Source organism: Rhizobium sp. Nf11,1 (assembly GCF_050587665.1).
In the GTDB taxonomy this organism is placed as follows: Bacteria; Pseudomonadota; Alphaproteobacteria; order Rhizobiales; family Rhizobiaceae; genus Rhizobium.
This window is the reverse complement of record NZ_JBOBHU010000003.1, coordinates 127,092-142,033: the sequence shown is the minus strand read 5'-3', so window position 1 is coordinate 142,033 and position 14,942 is coordinate 127,092. Positions and strand designations below refer to the sequence as shown.

The following is a 14,942-nucleotide window of genomic DNA, read 5'->3' as shown; positions in this document are numbered from 1 at the left end:
GTTTCACCTGTGAATGACGAAAGAGCCCTGGGAGGAGCGACTTCATGAGACGGATGTGGCCCGAAGAGTTCAATGCCATCATTGCCCATGCCGAAGAAGTGATGCTGGAATCATCCGCAGAAGCAGGCGCCGGCGAGCCGCTGCACCGGAAAGCGCTGAAGGCGCGCATCGCCATGGAAGATTACGAGCGAATCTGGCCGCTCGCCGAGATGCGCTTCCGCTTGGGCGAGGGGCCGTTCGCCGGCAAGGCCATCACGCTCATCACCACCAACCCTCATTATCATCCCTGGCATCCAAAGGATGGCGGCAGCGTCGAATCCGTCTCGGACAGCGGCCGTCACTACAAGACGGATTATCTCGTCGTCCATTTCCTACTCGATGACGTACGGGAAACCTCGCCCGCTTGACGGGCTATCCCGGTGTCGCCAAACGGCGACGCCGGGATGCTGACGCCGAGTTGATCTTCACCCTGATGACAATGACGGCGATATTGCTAAGCTCCCGGAACGATCCGTGCCAATTGGAGGTTCCCATGACGGGCAATGTGCTGGATATTCCGGTCAAGACGGTGGATGGTCGACAGACCACGCTGAATGAATACAAGGGCAGGGTGCTTCTGATTGTCAACGTCGCCTCGAAATGCGGGCTCACGCCGCAATATGAGGGGCTCGAAAGACTCTATGGCGAAAAGCGCGGGCGCGGCTTCGTCATCGCCGCTTTCCCCGCCAACGACTTCAAGGGCCAGGAACCAGGCACGGACGCCGAGATCCTCGATTTCTGCACCACCACCTATGACGTCACCTTCCCGATCTTTTCTAAGATCTCGGTCAAGGGCGAGGCCCAGCACCCGCTCTACCGGCAGCTGACCAAATCAGGCGTGAAGACGACGGGCGAGGGTCCGATGCGCGAACGCCTGAATGCCCACGGCATATCAGGCGGCGACGAGGACGACATTCTCTGGAATTTCGAAAAATTCCTGATCGGCCGCGACGGCAAAGTCGCCGCCCGCTTCGCGCCCGATGTGACGGCAGATGATTCGCGGCTGGTTTCGGCGGTGGATCAGGAGTTGGCGAAGGGATGATTTGCCGGCAGCCGAGCAGGATCTTCAGATCCCGAGGACGGTCACAAGCGGAGGCGTAAAGTCCTTGAAGCCCAGTATCGGCTGGTCGCACCTTCTGTCAAACTTCGTCTTCGGTACGTGGCGCTGGCATTTCGGATTCGTCTTGAAGGCGTATCCGGGCAGGCTGACATAGATGGAGCTTGGCGTGCAAAGGGCAATCGCAATGCACAGCGTCAATGCGGAGCATAGAGTTCTCATGGCACCCCCCGGCGCGGTAAGCCTTCAAGCGCGGAGACTTCCGGGCGACGAATAGTCTCATTTTCGCCCGCCCTCATCCATTCGCCCAATAGGAGGTGCGCGGAGGCTGGAGTAGTCCGTTTTGGTGGAACCTGGCTTCCCAGACGGCGCCGCATTTGACCTGCCGGACAGCTATACTGTGCCGGAATGTCTTGCCGAATGTCGGTTCGCGTTCATGTAAGACAGCTTCTGCAGAGGCAGATAGCTGCATTGAGCCAATCCGCGGCAGATCACTGCGGCTCGACATTACTCTTCGAAACTCAAGAGGAAAAATGGTGGGCGATGAGAGACTCGAAAACTCGAAACTCTCACCGGCGCAATAGATAAGCCTCTGAAAGATATTGATATAATCACTATTAGTATATGCTAATTTGTGACCTTGTGACCGGCGCTATTTTGTGATTTTTTTCGCAAAATTAGGCCTCCATGTGCGCTATCGGAACACTCGATTTAACAATTTCACTATTCCGGCTTGAACTATCTCGCGTGTCAGTGCTGTGAGTGGGTATTCGCCAGCGGGGCCTGACATGCTGGGAGTGCTTTCGAGGAACCGAACTTTCTTGCTATGGACTTCCGCAAATATGGTGAAGGACGGATTCTTCTGAGAGTGTCGGGGCTCGTCTTTCGTGATAATCACGAGGCTTACGCTGGCGGGCGTGGTCTGGCCAGTTCTCTGATTTTCCACCCGTTCGGCCTTGCGGTCTATCCGGAAATCGTAGCCCTGCGATTTGATATATTCGCCAATCTCATTCATGACTGGTTGGATAATGCTGTCGATTGCCTCCGCGAACTCGGCCTTGAATTTGGCTTCGGCACTTACCACCGCTTCTTTCTGAACCTGACGCGCCTGCTCCGCCTCGCGATGGCGATTGAAAATGTCGTCCAAAGACTTCTTTACATTGTCTTCCATGGTAGTCTCCAATGAGGTTGCCATCGTGGACCTTCACACGCACGAATCAGCGCGGCAGGCTTTCAATTAACCTATTCCCTGCCTGCTACCGCAAGGTCATCTATGTTCCTATTTTGTCCCAGTTTTCTTGGAGTGAATGCAACATTGTGGTTATGAGGGTGGATCTACCCGGAATACACTCGTTCCAGAACACGAATCAGGGATTGAAGCCATGGACATTATGGGGGCGCTCGCCCTTGCCGGTCAGAGTGTGAAGCTCGTCAAAGACCTTAGAGACTTGGAACGGGGTCTGGATGCCGCCAGTTACAAGTCGAAGATGGCTGATCTCTACGGCAACTTAGCCGATATCAAGATGGCACTGTCTGATGCAAAGGAAGCGCTGCACGAGAAAGAAGCCGAGATCAAAAAGCTCAAGGACGACATACGGGCATTAAAATCTGGGGAAACGTGTCCTTTATGCCAGACCGGCAAGATGAAAGTCATAGCGGTCGTCGACGATCCACTATTCGGTGTTTTCGGCGCGAAACAACATACTCTACTTTGTCAGAACGCAGACTGCGCGCACCGAGAAACGCGCCAGATTGATCCAGGGAGTTAAAATGAGCACGCAGTATTTTTACTACACATATTTGTCCGACGCTGGACCAGTGACATTGTTGCCCGAGGGTTCGGGATACACGGTCATAATCAATCGAGAAAAGCTTGGCAGCTACAGAAGCCTTGAAGAGGCCTTCTTGGCGGCCGTAACGGGCAATACCTCCGAGGCATGGTCTGGCGGTCGTCTAATCGACCTCGATCTACCAGGCGACATTGACCTTTGGCAGAAGAGGCTTTTCGCGACAATTTCGAGATTGCGCGCGGCGCCTTAATAACTCGCGAGGGGAACCGATCAGCCAGATTTTCGTTTACACCACGCAGCATTACCTATATAAAGTATAGGTCAGACTATAAAAAGGCGCTGCATGGGAACGGTGGTTCGTATGGACGCTGGACGGCCTAGGAAGCTGTCACGCGACCAGTTTAAGGATGAAGTGGTGCAGATGGTAAAAGCGGGGCGATTCTCCGTTTCCACCCATCTGAAACGAGATCATCCGGAGCGAAACATCTCGCATGCAGCGATCGCAAAGTGTCTGGAATCGGGGACTGTCCAGTGTGATCCTTATTTGAACATAAGGGGAAACTGGCAGGCTGAAGTATACCGGCATGGGGCTGGAGAGGCCCTAACAGTGGTTGCCGTGATTGAATGGGAAAAGCGCGTCATCGTTATTACTGCTTACTGACGCGATGCTTGGGAAGGTGCAGAATGCCTTATCACTACACGGAGTCCGGGCTCGACAACGTGGTGCTTGTGAATGGTTACGAAGTCGAAAATCACCCGGAATATGGAGAACTTGTTTCGATCAACAATATCCGCGGATTGCATGACGCAATTGGCTTGGAGATTGTAAACCTCACTCGACCGCTTAATGGCGCAGAATTTCGGTATCTGCGACTTGAGCTAGACCTGTCTCAACGCGCTCTGGCGACTGTGCTTGGGACCAATGAACAATCTATTGCTAAATGGGAGAAAGCCAGGACCAAAGCCGTAGCTAACAAGGCAGCCGAGCGTTTCTTGCGCGTCATGTATCTGGAGCATTGCGATGCTGAATCGAAGGTTGGGATCATGATCAAGCGTTTGGCGGAGCTGGACTCGCATATCGGCGACATGGAAATGCGTTTAGAAATGCATGGATCTGACTGGTCGAAAGCAGCGTAATAAAAAAGCCCGCCAACCGGCGGGCTTTTAACTTTCAGGCGGGGCTGTTCCGTGTCGCCGCCTTTAGATGCACAATCAGTCGCCCAAGCGATCCATAATGATCTTGTCGGTCGCGAGTAGCTCAGTCGCGAATTCCCTCGGAGCAATCCGCTTCTCAACTGACCGCGCAATCAGTTCGGCCCGCTGTTTCTTCCAGCTCCCAATTATGGCGTTGACCTTCGGCTGCACCCGTCGCCGGGCTTCCTTGCGATCGATCCCGACTAGAAGCATCTGGTCATAGTCAGTCATGTAATGGCGAAGCACGTTCTGCATGGTGATGCCTACGGCCATACCAAGGGTTGCGCCTTTCCAGTTCTTCTTCGCGATCTCGGCGACGAAAAACGCAATTGCAAAGTCGGGGCATCCTGGGTGCTGGCAGCGGAAGTGCTTTTCAATGTCTTCCGGCTTAAACTTGGTCATGGCGCACCTTTGCGTCGGTTCTCGACCACATCAAAAATCGCACTTGCGATGCTGTGAGACCATTCAAGGATATCGCGCTCTTCCCACTCGGCGGGCGTCATTCTTCGAGCGGTGGCGAGTTCCGCGCAAACAGTAACCCCGAGAAGGCCAATCATAAGGTCGTCGGCTTCTTTTGGCGTGAGCCCGTCGTATTTAATGGTCATGGTAGCTCCTGAACGGGATAGACCCGCCACCGTCGGCGGGCCCACTACTTTGGAGACGCACGTCTTTTAATCGAGCGGTTGCGCGGCACGATAGGCGAGAAAGCCAGCCTTCAGATGCTCAAGGTTTTCAGCCACGGTGCGGAACCGTTCGATGGCCAAATCAAGTTCCGCTACTGGCTCTGGCTCTGCCGTGATGATGGCGCGTGCCAAGCTGGCGAGGACTTCGTCAATGTCGAAGTAGTCGTATCCGTCGAGGTATGCCGCTTCCACCGTCTCGCCTTCGACTTTCGTGCGGAGATACTCGCGGAACAGTTCCTTATCGGTCTTGCTCATGGCCATTTCCTTATGCGGCGAGGGGCGCATGCTCGAAAGCTTGTTCAGTCAAACAGGTGATCGGCCAGAGGCCGAGATTACCGAGCACTTCAACTATACGAGAGCGGAGATCGTCAGGCGCTGCCGGTTCGAACGTCCGGGCAATCGCTTCGAGGCCGGCGAGGGCGAGATTGTAGCGGTCGAGGTCAATAAATTGCTCCTGCATGGTGGAGTCTCCTTGGTGCTTGCTAACAGCAACACGGATGATTCAACGTTAATGATTTGGCAAGCATGTTTCGGTTTAACTATTTGAATTCAAATTAGAATAAGTAAATACTTACTTACTCCTTCCACAAAAACACCCCTACGCCATGCAAACGTAGGGGTGTCCAGGGTGAGATGTTAGCAAACACCCTTTGTCAGCCGCAACGCCAATAATGACTGACATTCGTGGTTATATAGCAGGCTCGCAGCGGGAGCGCGTCGGGTAGCGCCCTAAAGTTAGAAAATGGCCTTGTCTTGAAGCGCCTTCACGGCCATTTCCTTATTTTCCCTGCGCTTGTTACGCTTCCGCTCTGCCTCTTTGTCGCGGATTGCTTGCTGCTCGTCCGGCGACAATAGAGCAAATTCCTTCTGCTTGCGGCTCTTGTAATCGCGTTTCGCCGCCGCGTGGGCTTGCTGGCTATCGTCCTGCGTCTCGTGACGCTTCCGGGGGGTGATGGTCCGGCCCTCTGCTTCGGCGATCTTGCGTCGCTTCATCCGGCGATTGGCGTTGTAGTCGGCGCGGCCTTCAGGAGTTTTGCGATGCTCATCAATGGCGTCTAGCCCCTGTGCAATGTGGCCACCGCGCCGGTTGCGCTCGATATCTGCTCGATGCTTCTCCTGCCAAGCCTCAAATGCCGCCTTGTGTCGCGAACGCTGGCGCTGCTCGTCATAAGCCGCGATTTCGGCGATGTCGTCTTCGGTGAGATCGAAGCCGCCTGCCAATTTCGGATCAACCGGGCTGCTTGCCATGAAATTGGCCGTAACGTCGCCGGTCGCGTCCGGCTGGTCATTGTTCAGTAATTGTTGACTATGATCGTTTATCTTGCTATTCATTGTGAACAATCTGTCAATTGATTGTGGCATACAAACCCCGGCGCTAAGCACTCGCCGGGGTTTTCTTTATTCTGCGGCCTTTTCAATCTGCTCGGCAAGATCAATCGCAAGGTCGCCAGTCATGCTGACTTCGGGGCCGGGCATCGGTGCGGTGAGCTTGAATCCCCTGCCAAGGCGAATGAAACTATACCCATGCTGAACGCTGAAAACGCCAGCCTCACCGGCAACGGTTCCTCGAAGGGTGGAAGCGAGCGCTCGCGCGCTTTCCACGCTATAGGTCTTAGAGGGGCCGTCATCGATCTGGATCAAAATGCCATCTGCTACCCTGTGGACATTGAAGCCCGGAATTGCTGCCGGGATCGTGCCAGCGGCGATTTCGCGGCGGATCAAATGGGTGACGGCTTCAGTCACTGACAGGTCAAGCGCATTCGCGATGGCGTGAAGCTGTTCCAGGCGGCGCGGAGAGAGGCGAAGGGAATCGGGTTTAGACAAGAAAACGCTCCAAATAAGATTCAATAATCCAATATTGGAGTATTAAAGAGGCAGAAATAAGGCTGAGTGTCCGGCGACGTTACGGCAAGCTTGGAGGGGGAATGTCCGGCGACGTTATTGCCCGTATGTTATGGACGTAGATACGTAGATATTAGATACAAATAAAAGACAAGGAATCCGCCATAACGTCGCCGGACACTCGCCGCCTGCGGCGGCTCCCTGCGCGGCCTTCGGCCTTGCCAGCGCCTTGCGGCGCTGTCGCTTGAAACTCCCGCCCGGAAGGTTCTCTAATCCTGCGGGCGGAAGCTTCGGGCGGGAAGCACCCCACTTCGATCTGAGAGGGTCCCGGCCCGGTCGCTCCGCTCCCGGTCGCGGAACCGATCTCCGATCGGGTAGGGGCAGTTCCGCGATTCCGCCGTAGCGAGTCACTGAGAGGCGTTCCGGGCATCGAACGAGGAAAGACGCGTCCGGGCGAACGAAACGCGCCAGCGAGTCAAAACGCTGCTATCCATTCCTGTCCTAAGGTGCGCCGGACGGCCTTTACGGCAAAATTGTTGTATCGCAACTTGTGCTCGACAACGATTCGACTCGGAGACGACATGGATATTCCCAAGCATTGGACGTTTGTGTTCGAAGGCATGGGTGAGACCGACACGGGTGACGTGATCACTGTTGCCGATGGGGAGATCATCGGCACTTGGTCCATCTTAGATGGTGCCTTCTATACCTTCACCCCGTTAGGCGCGAGCGAACACATCTTTCTCGATCCATTTCTAGGGCGGATGTGCGTAGAAATGAGAGAGTGGCAGGAAGCTCGCGGGATTGAGGGCATTTAGCCTTTTCATCGGCTCCTAGTGTTGCCGAACGCGCCGGGCCGGCTCTGGCGACGGAGTTCATCGGCAACAGTCGATCGAACAGCAGTTTCGTATTCCCTCGCCATTTTCTTCGCGAGGTCATTGTTCTGTTCCGGCGTTCCCGCGCTACCATTGACGGTGATGTTTGAAGAGACGGTGATAGTCTGTGACGGCGCGCTGTTCGCGTTTGCGGGCTTCAGGTCCGGCTTGCGAAGTGCCGGGGCGTTACCGACATAGCCGCCTTCGGCGTAGCCGGGCACCCGGCCATAGTTCATGGCATTGAGCGCCTGGACGCCGATCCGGCGCGTTGCCTCCTTCGTCATGACGAATTCGCCACCGTGAACGATCCCCTTCGGCTCATACTTCCCGCCGTCGCCGGTATATCCACCTCCTGAGAAACCGAGCAGGGAACCGATGACGCCGAACAGGCCACCCCCGGCGCTTCCGGTGCCGGTGAAGTTCTTCAGGTCGAACACCTTGTCGAGAAGGTTATTCAAGATCGCATCGCCGATCTTGGCGAGCGCATTCGACAGGGCTTCCGCGCCGCTCTTGCCGCTGGCGAGATCGGTAATAAGCCCCTTCGTCACGTCGCGGGCGGTTCCAAGGGCTTCTTCTGCCGAGCGCCTTACCTTGTCCTGCTGCTCCTGAAGCTGTTCAGCCGCTGCCGTCGCCCGCCCATACGCCTGCGCCGCCGCATCGATCTGGGCGGCCATCTCCGGCGTTACGGTTTTATTCTGCTGCTGGGCAGCGTTCAAAAGCTGCTGCTTGGCTTGCGCCGTCGCTAGCGCCGCGCCGTAGTCATCAATCAACGGGTTCAGCGCCGCCTGCGCTGCCGTCGCCGATTGAATGGCCTGGGTGCGAGACTGAAGCTCTTGAAGGTCGCGGGCGAAGTCGCCACGGGATCGACCACCGCTACCGGCGCCGCTCCCGCCACTGCCACCGCTCGCCGGAACCGGATACTCGGCAAGGCTAACGGGCTTAATATCGCTAACGGGGTTTGGCTGTATGCCGGGTAGCCTTTGAAGCAGGCGGTCAGTCTTCGAAGCAGCGGGCGCACGCGGTGCGGGTCGTCCGGAAGCCGCACGCTGGATAGCTTCAGGCGTCAAGCCGCCCGCGTCCGTGGGGGTAACGGCATGTGCGTCGTCAATGCGGCCTTCAATCAAATCGCTCTGCTTGATAACAAGCGAGCCACCGAGATACGACTTGACAGTCGTGTCACCGGGGAGCGCCCGAACAATTAACTGCCCGAGGTTCTCCAATCCGGTGATATTGCCGATAGCAGTAGCCCAATTTTGAGCGGTCGCAATACTGCTCTGAATGGTTGCCGTGACAGCTTCGATCTTAGAAATAAAGCTATCGAAATCGACGCTGTTGATCTCAGCCGCTACGGTATTGATGATGCTGCCGAAGTCGTCTGCGGCCTTAGCCGAAGTGTTGAAACGCTTCGCTGCATCAAGAAGCACGTTCTGAAGGCGCACAAAGCTAGAGGAAATCGTAGCTTCCGAATTGGATACCTTAGCCTGAATAGTCGGCAAGCCCTGCAAGAATGCTCGAAAGAAGGCCTCAGAAGAAACCTTACCGTCCTTAACAAGCCGCGTGAGGGCTGAAACGGAACCGCCCGCGTCCTTCATGCCAGCGGCTACGGCTTCAAGGATCGGACGGCCTGCATCCAGGAGGCTGTTGTATTCTTCGGCCTGCACCACCCCATTTCCGAGCGCCTGTGAAAGCTGAAGCAACGCGCCCGCACTTTCGGATGCCGACTGCCCGGAAACGCGCATGGCAAGCGCCACGCCATCGGTGAACCTGAGCAAGTCCTGTTGATTCGCGCCCAAATCCTTCGCCGCGCCGGACGTGCGGCTATAAAGCGTTACGAGGGCTTCAAGGGGCGTGGCGTTCTTCTGAGCGCTGGCGAAAAGCTGGTCGTAAATGCCAGTCAATTCCTTGCCAATAAGGCCGGTCGTCTTGAGCTGGTTCTGGATCTTGATGGAACTATCAATGAGATCCTTCGCGGCCTTTGCCGAAACGATGCCGGCGAAGACGTTGCCGATCGAACTGAAAGTGTTGCGAATACCGTTGCCAGCCTTCGCGAAGGCGCTTTCCATGCGGTCGCTAGACTGCTTAGCGCGCTGTTCCATTGCCCGAAAGCGCCGGTCGGTCTGCTGCTGCGCCCGCTCGAAGTTGCGAAGATACCGTTCAAACTTGGCGTCGAAAGTAAGAAGAAGCTGCTGGCCATCATCTGCCATGCGGGAAATCCTTATGCTGCTTCGGCTTCGTCAAAAAGCCGATCGTAATCTTCGGGCGGGCGGTCATGAATTGAGCGCTGGTTATCGTTCGCTGCGGCCCGGAAGACGGCGAGCGCAGACGCGATAGCGCCGTCGATATGGTTGCTGTGGCGGGTGCCCTTGTGCATCGTGGTCAATTCGCTTGCGCTGGTTGCGCGCTTCACCACGACGCTTTCGAAATGATTGCGAAGGATCGGGTGCGCGCCGTGCCGAATGCGACGACCATTCACCACGCGCTCGAGGTCGCAAATCGGGCCGTGCATATGCTTAGCCGTCTGCGGAAGCTGAAGCACGTTGATGCCGTAATCTATAAGCTTCGCCATGAGAGGCCCAGCGAGCGAGGGATCGAAAATGACTTCCTTCACGTCATAGGTGCCGCAAAGGTCGACGATCCGATCAGCGATCACGTCGGGTTCTATCACCGGCCCGTCAATCACGTTCAACAAGCCATCGTCGCGCCACCTGGGGTAGGGGACCTGTTCGACCTTTGCCTTTTCTTCCAAGCCTTCGGACGGCAGGAAGAACCACGGGTGAAGCGAAATCCGGCCATCCTCATGACGAAATGCGGCCACGATAGCCGTCAAGTCACCGGAGCGTGACAAGTCCACGCCAAGCCAGCAAGGCAAGCCCTCAAGATCGGCAAGGTCGAAGTTCGGATCGCGCCCGGCGTCATAGACGGCCATATCGAAGAGCGGATCGCGGGAAGCGGCCTGCCAGATATTCAGGTTCAACTGCTGGAACTGGTAACGGGCAGGCGGGCTATTCTCCGCTTCCTTCAACTTATTCCGCAAGCCGACGATGTTGGGGAAACCGTAAGGCAGGCCGGGGTTCGCCTTCGGCCATGTCTCTTCGTCGCGCCAGTCGTCACCGGGTTCGAGCTGGAACAGGATCGGCAACACGGTCGGGTCGTCGTGTGCGCCGGTTGCGACCTTGAAGGCATAATCATACTGTTCGAAACCGAGGTTATCCTGTCCACGTCCTGCCGTGGTGCAGATGATGGTGAGCGGGTCGGCAACCTTCGTCGTGCCGGAATCGAGGGCTTCCCAAAGATCGCGGCCCTTCCACTGGTGGATTTCGTCAACAAGAATGAAGTTCGGCGTGGTGCCGTGCTGCGCCTTACCGTCGCTGGAAATCGCCTTCAGGGTCGCGCCGTTCCGCCGGTTCAAAATCTGCTTGGCGGAATTGAAGGCGTCGTTGATCTTCGTCGCGGCGACAAGCCGGCGATCCATGCGAACGATGTTCGCGGCCTCGCGGAAGCCTATGCCGGCCTGTTCGCGGTCGCAAGCGGCAAAGATCACCTGTCCGGCCGGGACTGCTTCAGGGCCAAGCAGGTGCAATAGCGACCATGCGGCGGCATGGCTGGTCTTACGATTACCACGACCGAGCATGAGAAAAACCTTTTTCACAACGCGGGTGCCGTCCGGGTTGCGCGGGCCATAGATGCGCTGTGTCATGCGTTCAAACGGGGTGTAAAGCTGGAATGCGTGCTTCGGCGCGGTGCTGGCCGGGTGACGCAAGGCACGAAGGAAACGCACTGCACGATCGCCGTAGCCGAGCGGATCATCAATGGGGCTGTTGTCGAAAACCCATGCCGGAAAGGCGCTCTTGCTCATCAGTGCACCATGAGCGGGTTATCGCTGTCGTCATCGTCGGTCGCCGCGCTGCCAACACGGGCGCGCGACGTGGGGGAAAGCCCATATTCCGCGGCAAGCTGCCGGGCCGTCTGCAAAGCGCGGTTCTGCATCCCGAACAAAACCTTATCCATCGGTGCCGCGCGCCGGGCATCTTCAACTTCTCGGGCGAAGCCGCGCGCCATGCACAAATCTTCGATGCCGCCGAGATCGCCACGAGTGATAATGCCGCGTTCAATGAGGCCGGGCATAATCCGCTTCCATTCGGCGCGCGCATACATCGAAAGGTGTTTCGGCGCTGCCGGTGCCTTCGTCAGGGCGTTGCTATCGCGTGAGATGGGCGGCTTAACGCCGCGATTATGCGTCACTTCAGGGCCTCGCCGCGAAGTTCGAGGGCGTCACGCCTGCCGAGTTCCTTGATTTCCTTGATGCCGTAGGCCATGCCGTCATAAGTCACGCGGTCGGCGGTCGTGATGCCAGGCCGATAACGGACGCGGAAAATCACGGTGCCGGTTTCGGCCTCGCCGTAGCCGGTGAAGAATTCGCTCACCGTCTGCCGAAGGACTTCGGCCCATATAGTTGCCACGGGCACCCACGCCTTAACGACACTGCCGGACGGCTTCACGGTCTCGGTTTCGCGTTCAATGGTGATGCGGCGATCCATATTTCCGATGTTGAGCATCAGACAATCCACCGAATGAAGGCTTCGACGGACAGGACGCCGTGCCCATAAGCGGGGTCAGGGTCGCGCGGAAAGGTCGAGCGCGTGACGCGGAAATGGTCGCAGTCGCACCCCTCAAAATTCAGGGGCTTGTCGAGGGCTGCGATAACCGTGCCCGCTATTTCCTTTACTGCGTCCTGTCCTGCGTCCAGGATCCAGATATGAAGGTCGAGGTAAACCCATGCCGCGCGCTGGGCGGTGTAGTCGCGACCGTGCAACGCGGTGTTGCCGTCGCTCATGATGATACACGGGGTCTTGTCGGGCCGGGTGCTGCCGGAACGGACACACGTGGAATCGTCTTTAAGCAAAGCCATCACTTCCGGCCTGCCAATAAGCCGACTGCGGATGGCGGTCTGAAGGGCTAAGGTCGGTTCAATCACTTGCGGTTCCACTCCTTGCGAGCGGCGCGGCCGTATGCGCTGGCAACCGAGCGCTTCACCCTGTCGGATGACAGGCGGTAGCCGGGGAAAAAGAACGGCTGCGCTTCAGCCTGCGAGGTTCCATGTTCGACAAGATGGGCATACCGAACGTGCGCGTTGCCAGCGGTGATGACGACCTGATTTTCACCAACCACGCGGGAACCGCCCGGCTGCGAATAAGGCGGGGTCGTGTGACCGGGCAGCGTCACGGCGATGCTGTCGGCGAGTGCGCCGGTATCTTCCGGAGCAAGCTGCCTCTGCACGTCGGCAACGCTGTTCGCGCTCTTGATAAGCTGCTTCATGGCCGCTTGTTTCGCGGCCAGCTTCACGCGCTCCATTGCGGCGAGCGTCTCTTTCAAGCCGTTACTCGCCATCGGTGAACCACTTTTCTCGGTAGCTATCGAGGATCGAGGTCACGCCCTGCGGTGCCAAATCGACGGAAAGACCGAAAGTTGCGAAGCTACGCACCTCAAAATAGAAGGAAATGAGCTTCAAAATCGCGATTTTCACGTCTGCCGGAACGGGGTTGAGATCGGTAATCGGCTTGCCGATGTAATTCCCGCACCACTTCTCTGCGGCCTCAAGATACAGGGAAATAAGCTCATCCTGCGCGGGATCATCCACTTTCATGTGGGCCTTAGCGAGTTCAATCGATACTGCGGTCATACGTCATTTCCTGAAAAAGTTATATTCGGGCTCTCTTGTGCGGTGCTCCCTGCGCCGGTCCCCTCTGAAGACGGAAAGTTGGAAGGCACCCCCGGTGTGTCACTGGTCGGGCGAGTGCTACCCTTTGGAAGGGTCAAGGCCGCTTCGATGGGCCACCCGCTGGTGATCCGGGTGTAAGCCACTGAGCCAGAGATGCCCGCGAGCTTCGCCCACTGTGACACGCTGCGCGTCACGCCATTGATGGTGTATTCCTTGCCGCGCCGTCCGAAGTGTCCAATCGTTTCCGTGACGGCCCGTTCAACCGGCCAGTTAAAGACGTTGATCCGGGTATTGAGGGTAGTGATTGAAATGCCGGTGATTTCGCTCCACTCCCTCAAGGTGTGCTCTTCACCACAGGCTTCGTATAAGCGCGCAAGGCCACGCGTCATGTCCTTCGGATTCGAAGGGCGCTGCGATGCAAGCCAATCATAGGCACGCTGCCGGATGGCTGCGCATTCGGCGGCGAATTCTTCCTTATCGATCTGGCGGGCGCGTTCGGCGGGCGTCATGGGTTAGAACGTCACCACGTCAACCGGCATGTCTTCATCGGGCATAAGGTGAATGCGAACGATCGTGTCAGTCGGAACCGCAAAGGGCTTCAGGTCGAATTCCTGAGTGAAGAAATAAAGGTCGGTGTCGGGTTCCGGCGCGGGATCATCGTAGGAGCTGTAGTGAATACGAACGCCCGACTGGCTAGACTTCGACTGAATGAGGCGAGCGGCTTGAACCTCAGTCCAAACGCCCGGCTGAAGGGTGATCTTTCGCATTAGAGGTTCCTTTCCAAGCGCTGCTTGATTGAGTTGTGACAGGGCGCGCAAAGCGGTTGCCAATTGGCGCGGTGCCAAAAGAGATTCTTGTCGCCACGGTGCGGGATGATGTGATCCACGACCGTCGCAAGACGGGTGACGCCGTGATTGCTGCACTCCCGGCAATGCGGGTGCGTGGCGAGATATTCAGCGCGTGCCTTCCGCCATTCGTGGTTATAGCCGCGCGCACGGGCTGAAGGGCGGCGGGCGTCATGACGAGCACCACGTTCCTGCCGGGCCTTCTTCTGGCAGGCGCAAAGTTCGCCAGAAGGCACGACGTTTCCACAAGAGCAGATGCGGGGTGGCAAGCTCATGCGCAGGCTCCAGCAATCTTGGCCTTCAGGGCGCGAAGTCCGGCGCGGTCAAATTCGGGGTCAAGGCCAATGGCTTCGTTGCGCGCGGCCTGTTCGAGGTCAGGTGCCTTTACGTTCGCCTTGTCCCCCACGAGAACGCCCGTCGTCACGAGGCGGTCGAAGTGCGCGGACATGGCGCGGGTGATTTCGGTAGGGGTCGCGTTCCAGGTGGTTTCAGGCGTCCAGTCAAGCCAACCGGTCGCGCTGTCATAGAGGGTTGCGAATACTTCGAACCACGGCATAGGCTTTCCGGTGCCGGTCGAGGGCTGGGCCTTCGGGTCGGGCGCGGGCATGAACATGGTCACGAGGTCGGCGAGCGGCTGACGCACGGTCATGAAGAAGGGGAAGAGCGGCTTTCCTGAGAGAGAGGACAAGAAAGCCGCTGCATCATGACCGGAGCGGCAGGCAGTCAAGATGACGTCGGAAATGATCGTCAGATTGAGGTCGTCAAACGCCCGGAACAGCGCCGGGAAGCCGTGACGTGCCTCAAGAGTAGCGGCGGCCCGCAAAGTAGGGCGAAGCGCCACGGTGCTGCCACCGTGCGTTATCGTCACTTCCTCATATGCGGGGCGCTGAGGATTCAT

At 57.3% G+C, this 14,942-nt stretch carries 24 protein-coding genes; 5 read left to right on the top strand and 19 right to left on the bottom strand.

Features of this window, described 5'->3' with window-relative positions; all coding sequences use genetic code 11:
* Positions 1-44: 44 nt before the first annotated feature.
* Positions 45-407, top strand: coding sequence for a hypothetical protein (locus tag ACQ7C1_RS06260; protein ID WP_085777770.1), 363 nt, complete (start codon positions 45-47; stop codon positions 405-407).
* 125 nt (positions 408-532) lie between these two features.
* Positions 533-1,081, top strand: a complete 549-nt coding sequence (locus tag ACQ7C1_RS06255) for a glutathione peroxidase (RefSeq protein WP_221112345.1) — start codon at positions 533-535, stop codon at positions 1,079-1,081.
* 24 nt (positions 1,082-1,105) lie between these two features.
* Here the strand turns inward: ACQ7C1_RS06255 and ACQ7C1_RS06250 are convergent, their stop codons facing one another.
* Both ACQ7C1_RS06250 and ACQ7C1_RS06245 read right to left on the bottom strand, forming a co-directional pair.
* Positions 1,106-1,318: a hypothetical protein gene (locus ACQ7C1_RS06250; RefSeq protein ID WP_085777772.1), complete on the bottom strand. Its 213-nt coding sequence runs from the start codon at positions 1,316-1,318 to the stop codon at positions 1,106-1,108.
* 472 nt (positions 1,319-1,790) lie between these two features.
* Complete coding sequence (locus ACQ7C1_RS06245; protein ID WP_430957678.1) at positions 1,791-2,267, bottom strand: hypothetical protein; 477 nt, start codon at positions 2,265-2,267, stop codon at positions 1,791-1,793.
* Positions 2,268-2,478: 211 nt separating this feature from the next.
* Here ACQ7C1_RS06245 and ACQ7C1_RS06240 point away from each other — a divergent pair, with 211 nt between their 5' ends.
* Positions 2,479-2,865, top strand: coding sequence for a hypothetical protein (locus ACQ7C1_RS06240; RefSeq protein WP_430957677.1), 387 nt, complete (start codon positions 2,479-2,481; stop codon positions 2,863-2,865).
* Positions 2,866-3,570: 705 nt separating this feature from the next.
* Positions 3,571-4,023, top strand: a complete 453-nt coding sequence (locus ACQ7C1_RS06235; protein WP_430957676.1) for a helix-turn-helix domain-containing protein — start codon at positions 3,571-3,573, stop codon at positions 4,021-4,023.
* Positions 4,024-4,098: 75 nt separating this feature from the next.
* Here ACQ7C1_RS06235 and ACQ7C1_RS06230 read toward each other — a convergent pair whose 3' ends face one another.
* The 6 genes from ACQ7C1_RS06230 to ACQ7C1_RS06205 form a co-directional block, all read right to left on the bottom strand.
* Positions 4,099-4,482 (bottom strand): DUF2293 domain-containing protein, encoded by a 384-nt coding sequence (locus ACQ7C1_RS06230; RefSeq protein ID WP_430957675.1) that lies wholly within the window; start codon positions 4,480-4,482, stop codon positions 4,099-4,101.
* Positions 4,479-4,685 (bottom strand): hypothetical protein, encoded by a 207-nt coding sequence (locus ACQ7C1_RS06225; RefSeq protein WP_430957674.1) that lies wholly within the window; start codon positions 4,683-4,685, stop codon positions 4,479-4,481. The genes ACQ7C1_RS06230 and ACQ7C1_RS06225 overlap by 4 nt, the downstream gene beginning before the upstream one ends.
* Positions 4,686-4,751: 66 nt before the next feature.
* Positions 4,752-5,018: a hypothetical protein gene (locus ACQ7C1_RS06220; protein WP_430957673.1), complete on the bottom strand. Its 267-nt coding sequence runs from the start codon at positions 5,016-5,018 to the stop codon at positions 4,752-4,754.
* Between the two features lie 10 nt (positions 5,019-5,028).
* Entirely contained in the window at positions 5,029-5,223 is a 195-nt protein-coding gene (locus ACQ7C1_RS06215) for a hypothetical protein (protein WP_430957672.1), read from the bottom strand.
* Positions 5,224-5,498: 275 nt separating this feature from the next.
* Positions 5,499-6,095, bottom strand: coding sequence for a hypothetical protein (locus ACQ7C1_RS06210; RefSeq protein WP_430957671.1), 597 nt, complete (start codon positions 6,093-6,095; stop codon positions 5,499-5,501).
* A gap of 66 nt (positions 6,096-6,161) precedes the next feature.
* Positions 6,162-6,611 (bottom strand): hypothetical protein, encoded by a 450-nt coding sequence (locus tag ACQ7C1_RS06205; protein WP_430957670.1) that lies wholly within the window; start codon positions 6,609-6,611, stop codon positions 6,162-6,164.
* Positions 6,612-7,186: 575 nt separating this feature from the next.
* On the opposite strand from ACQ7C1_RS06205, the gene ACQ7C1_RS06200 reads away from it, so the two are divergent.
* Positions 7,187-7,423: a hypothetical protein gene (locus tag ACQ7C1_RS06200; protein ID WP_430957669.1), complete on the top strand. Its 237-nt coding sequence runs from the start codon at positions 7,187-7,189 to the stop codon at positions 7,421-7,423.
* Between the two features lie 5 nt (positions 7,424-7,428).
* On the opposite strand, the gene ACQ7C1_RS06195 is transcribed toward ACQ7C1_RS06200, so the two are convergent.
* From ACQ7C1_RS06195 to ACQ7C1_RS06145, 11 genes are read right to left on the bottom strand one after another with little or no spacing between them, the layout of a single operon-like run.
* Entirely contained in the window at positions 7,429-9,684 is a 2,256-nt protein-coding gene (locus ACQ7C1_RS06195; protein ID WP_430957668.1) for a tape measure protein, read from the bottom strand.
* 11 nt (positions 9,685-9,695) lie between these two features.
* Complete coding sequence (locus ACQ7C1_RS06190; protein ID WP_430957667.1) at positions 9,696-11,336, bottom strand: terminase large subunit; 1,641 nt, start codon at positions 11,334-11,336, stop codon at positions 9,696-9,698.
* The gene (locus ACQ7C1_RS06185; protein WP_430957666.1) at positions 11,336-11,722 is read right to left on the bottom strand and encodes a P27 family phage terminase small subunit; all 387 of its coding nucleotides are present in this window, start codon (positions 11,720-11,722) and stop codon (positions 11,336-11,338) included. Before ACQ7C1_RS06185 ends, ACQ7C1_RS06190 begins: the two co-directional genes overlap by 1 nt.
* Entirely contained in the window at positions 11,719-12,036 is a 318-nt protein-coding gene (locus tag ACQ7C1_RS06180) for a phage head closure protein (RefSeq protein ID WP_430957665.1), read from the bottom strand. The genes ACQ7C1_RS06185 and ACQ7C1_RS06180 overlap by 4 nt, the downstream gene beginning before the upstream one ends.
* On the bottom strand, positions 12,036-12,455 hold the full coding sequence (locus ACQ7C1_RS06175; protein ID WP_430957664.1) for a DUF3168 domain-containing protein: 420 nt from the start codon (positions 12,453-12,455) through the stop codon (positions 12,036-12,038). Before ACQ7C1_RS06175 ends, ACQ7C1_RS06180 begins: the two co-directional genes overlap by 1 nt.
* Positions 12,452-12,853, bottom strand: coding sequence for an HK97-gp10 family putative phage morphogenesis protein (locus ACQ7C1_RS06170; RefSeq protein ID WP_430957663.1), 402 nt, complete (start codon positions 12,851-12,853; stop codon positions 12,452-12,454). The genes ACQ7C1_RS06175 and ACQ7C1_RS06170 overlap by 4 nt, the downstream gene beginning before the upstream one ends.
* Before the next feature lie 4 nt (positions 12,854-12,857).
* Complete coding sequence (locus ACQ7C1_RS06165; protein WP_430957662.1) at positions 12,858-13,160, bottom strand: head-tail connector protein; 303 nt, start codon at positions 13,158-13,160, stop codon at positions 12,858-12,860.
* Positions 13,157-13,708: a hypothetical protein gene (locus ACQ7C1_RS06160; protein ID WP_430957661.1), complete on the bottom strand. Its 552-nt coding sequence runs from the start codon at positions 13,706-13,708 to the stop codon at positions 13,157-13,159. Before ACQ7C1_RS06160 ends, ACQ7C1_RS06165 begins: the two co-directional genes overlap by 4 nt.
* Before the next feature lie 3 nt (positions 13,709-13,711).
* Entirely contained in the window at positions 13,712-13,966 is a 255-nt protein-coding gene (locus tag ACQ7C1_RS06155; protein ID WP_430957660.1) for a hypothetical protein, read from the bottom strand.
* On the bottom strand, positions 13,966-14,319 hold the full coding sequence (locus ACQ7C1_RS06150; RefSeq protein WP_430957658.1) for an HNH endonuclease: 354 nt from the start codon (positions 14,317-14,319) through the stop codon (positions 13,966-13,968). Before ACQ7C1_RS06150 ends, ACQ7C1_RS06155 begins: the two co-directional genes overlap by 1 nt.
* Positions 14,316-14,912, bottom strand: coding sequence for a hypothetical protein (locus tag ACQ7C1_RS06145; protein ID WP_430957657.1), 597 nt, complete (start codon positions 14,910-14,912; stop codon positions 14,316-14,318). The genes ACQ7C1_RS06150 and ACQ7C1_RS06145 overlap by 4 nt, the downstream gene beginning before the upstream one ends.
* Between the last annotated feature and the right edge of the window lie 30 nt (positions 14,913-14,942).

Coding starts and splice junctions, on each gene's coding strand:
- ACQ7C1_RS06260 (WP_085777770.1), top strand. CDS start 45: ATGAGACGGATGTGGCCCGAAGAGTTCAATGCCATCATTGCCCATGCC.
- ACQ7C1_RS06255 (WP_221112345.1), top strand. CDS start 533: ATGACGGGCAATGTGCTGGATATTCCGGTCAAGACGGTGGATGGTCGA.
- ACQ7C1_RS06250 (WP_085777772.1), bottom strand. CDS start 1,318: ATGAGAACTCTATGCTCCGCATTGACGCTGTGCATTGCGATTGCCCTT.
- ACQ7C1_RS06245 (WP_430957678.1), bottom strand. CDS start 2,267: ATGGAAGACAATGTAAAGAAGTCTTTGGACGACATTTTCAATCGCCAT.
- ACQ7C1_RS06240 (WP_430957677.1), top strand. CDS start 2,479: ATGGACATTATGGGGGCGCTCGCCCTTGCCGGTCAGAGTGTGAAGCTC.
- ACQ7C1_RS06235 (WP_430957676.1), top strand. CDS start 3,571: ATGCCTTATCACTACACGGAGTCCGGGCTCGACAACGTGGTGCTTGTG.
- ACQ7C1_RS06230 (WP_430957675.1), bottom strand. CDS start 4,482: ATGACCAAGTTTAAGCCGGAAGACATTGAAAAGCACTTCCGCTGCCAG.
- ACQ7C1_RS06225 (WP_430957674.1), bottom strand. CDS start 4,685: ATGACCATTAAATACGACGGGCTCACGCCAAAAGAAGCCGACGACCTT.
- ACQ7C1_RS06220 (WP_430957673.1), bottom strand. CDS start 5,018: ATGAGCAAGACCGATAAGGAACTGTTCCGCGAGTATCTCCGCACGAAA.
- ACQ7C1_RS06215 (WP_430957672.1), bottom strand. CDS start 5,223: ATGCAGGAGCAATTTATTGACCTCGACCGCTACAATCTCGCCCTCGCC.
- ACQ7C1_RS06210 (WP_430957671.1), bottom strand. CDS start 6,095: ATGAATAGCAAGATAAACGATCATAGTCAACAATTACTGAACAATGAC.
- ACQ7C1_RS06200 (WP_430957669.1), top strand. CDS start 7,187: ATGGATATTCCCAAGCATTGGACGTTTGTGTTCGAAGGCATGGGTGAG.
- ACQ7C1_RS06195 (WP_430957668.1), bottom strand. CDS start 9,684: ATGGCAGATGATGGCCAGCAGCTTCTTCTTACTTTCGACGCCAAGTTT.
- ACQ7C1_RS06190 (WP_430957667.1), bottom strand. CDS start 11,336: ATGAGCAAGAGCGCCTTTCCGGCATGGGTTTTCGACAACAGCCCCATT.
- ACQ7C1_RS06180 (WP_430957665.1), bottom strand. CDS start 12,036: ATGCTCAACATCGGAAATATGGATCGCCGCATCACCATTGAACGCGAA.
- ACQ7C1_RS06165 (WP_430957662.1), bottom strand. CDS start 13,160: ATGACCGCAGTATCGATTGAACTCGCTAAGGCCCACATGAAAGTGGAT.
- ACQ7C1_RS06160 (WP_430957661.1), bottom strand. CDS start 13,708: ATGACGCCCGCCGAACGCGCCCGCCAGATCGATAAGGAAGAATTCGCC.
- ACQ7C1_RS06155 (WP_430957660.1), bottom strand. CDS start 13,966: ATGCGAAAGATCACCCTTCAGCCGGGCGTTTGGACTGAGGTTCAAGCC.
- ACQ7C1_RS06150 (WP_430957658.1), bottom strand. CDS start 14,319: ATGAGCTTGCCACCCCGCATCTGCTCTTGTGGAAACGTCGTGCCTTCT.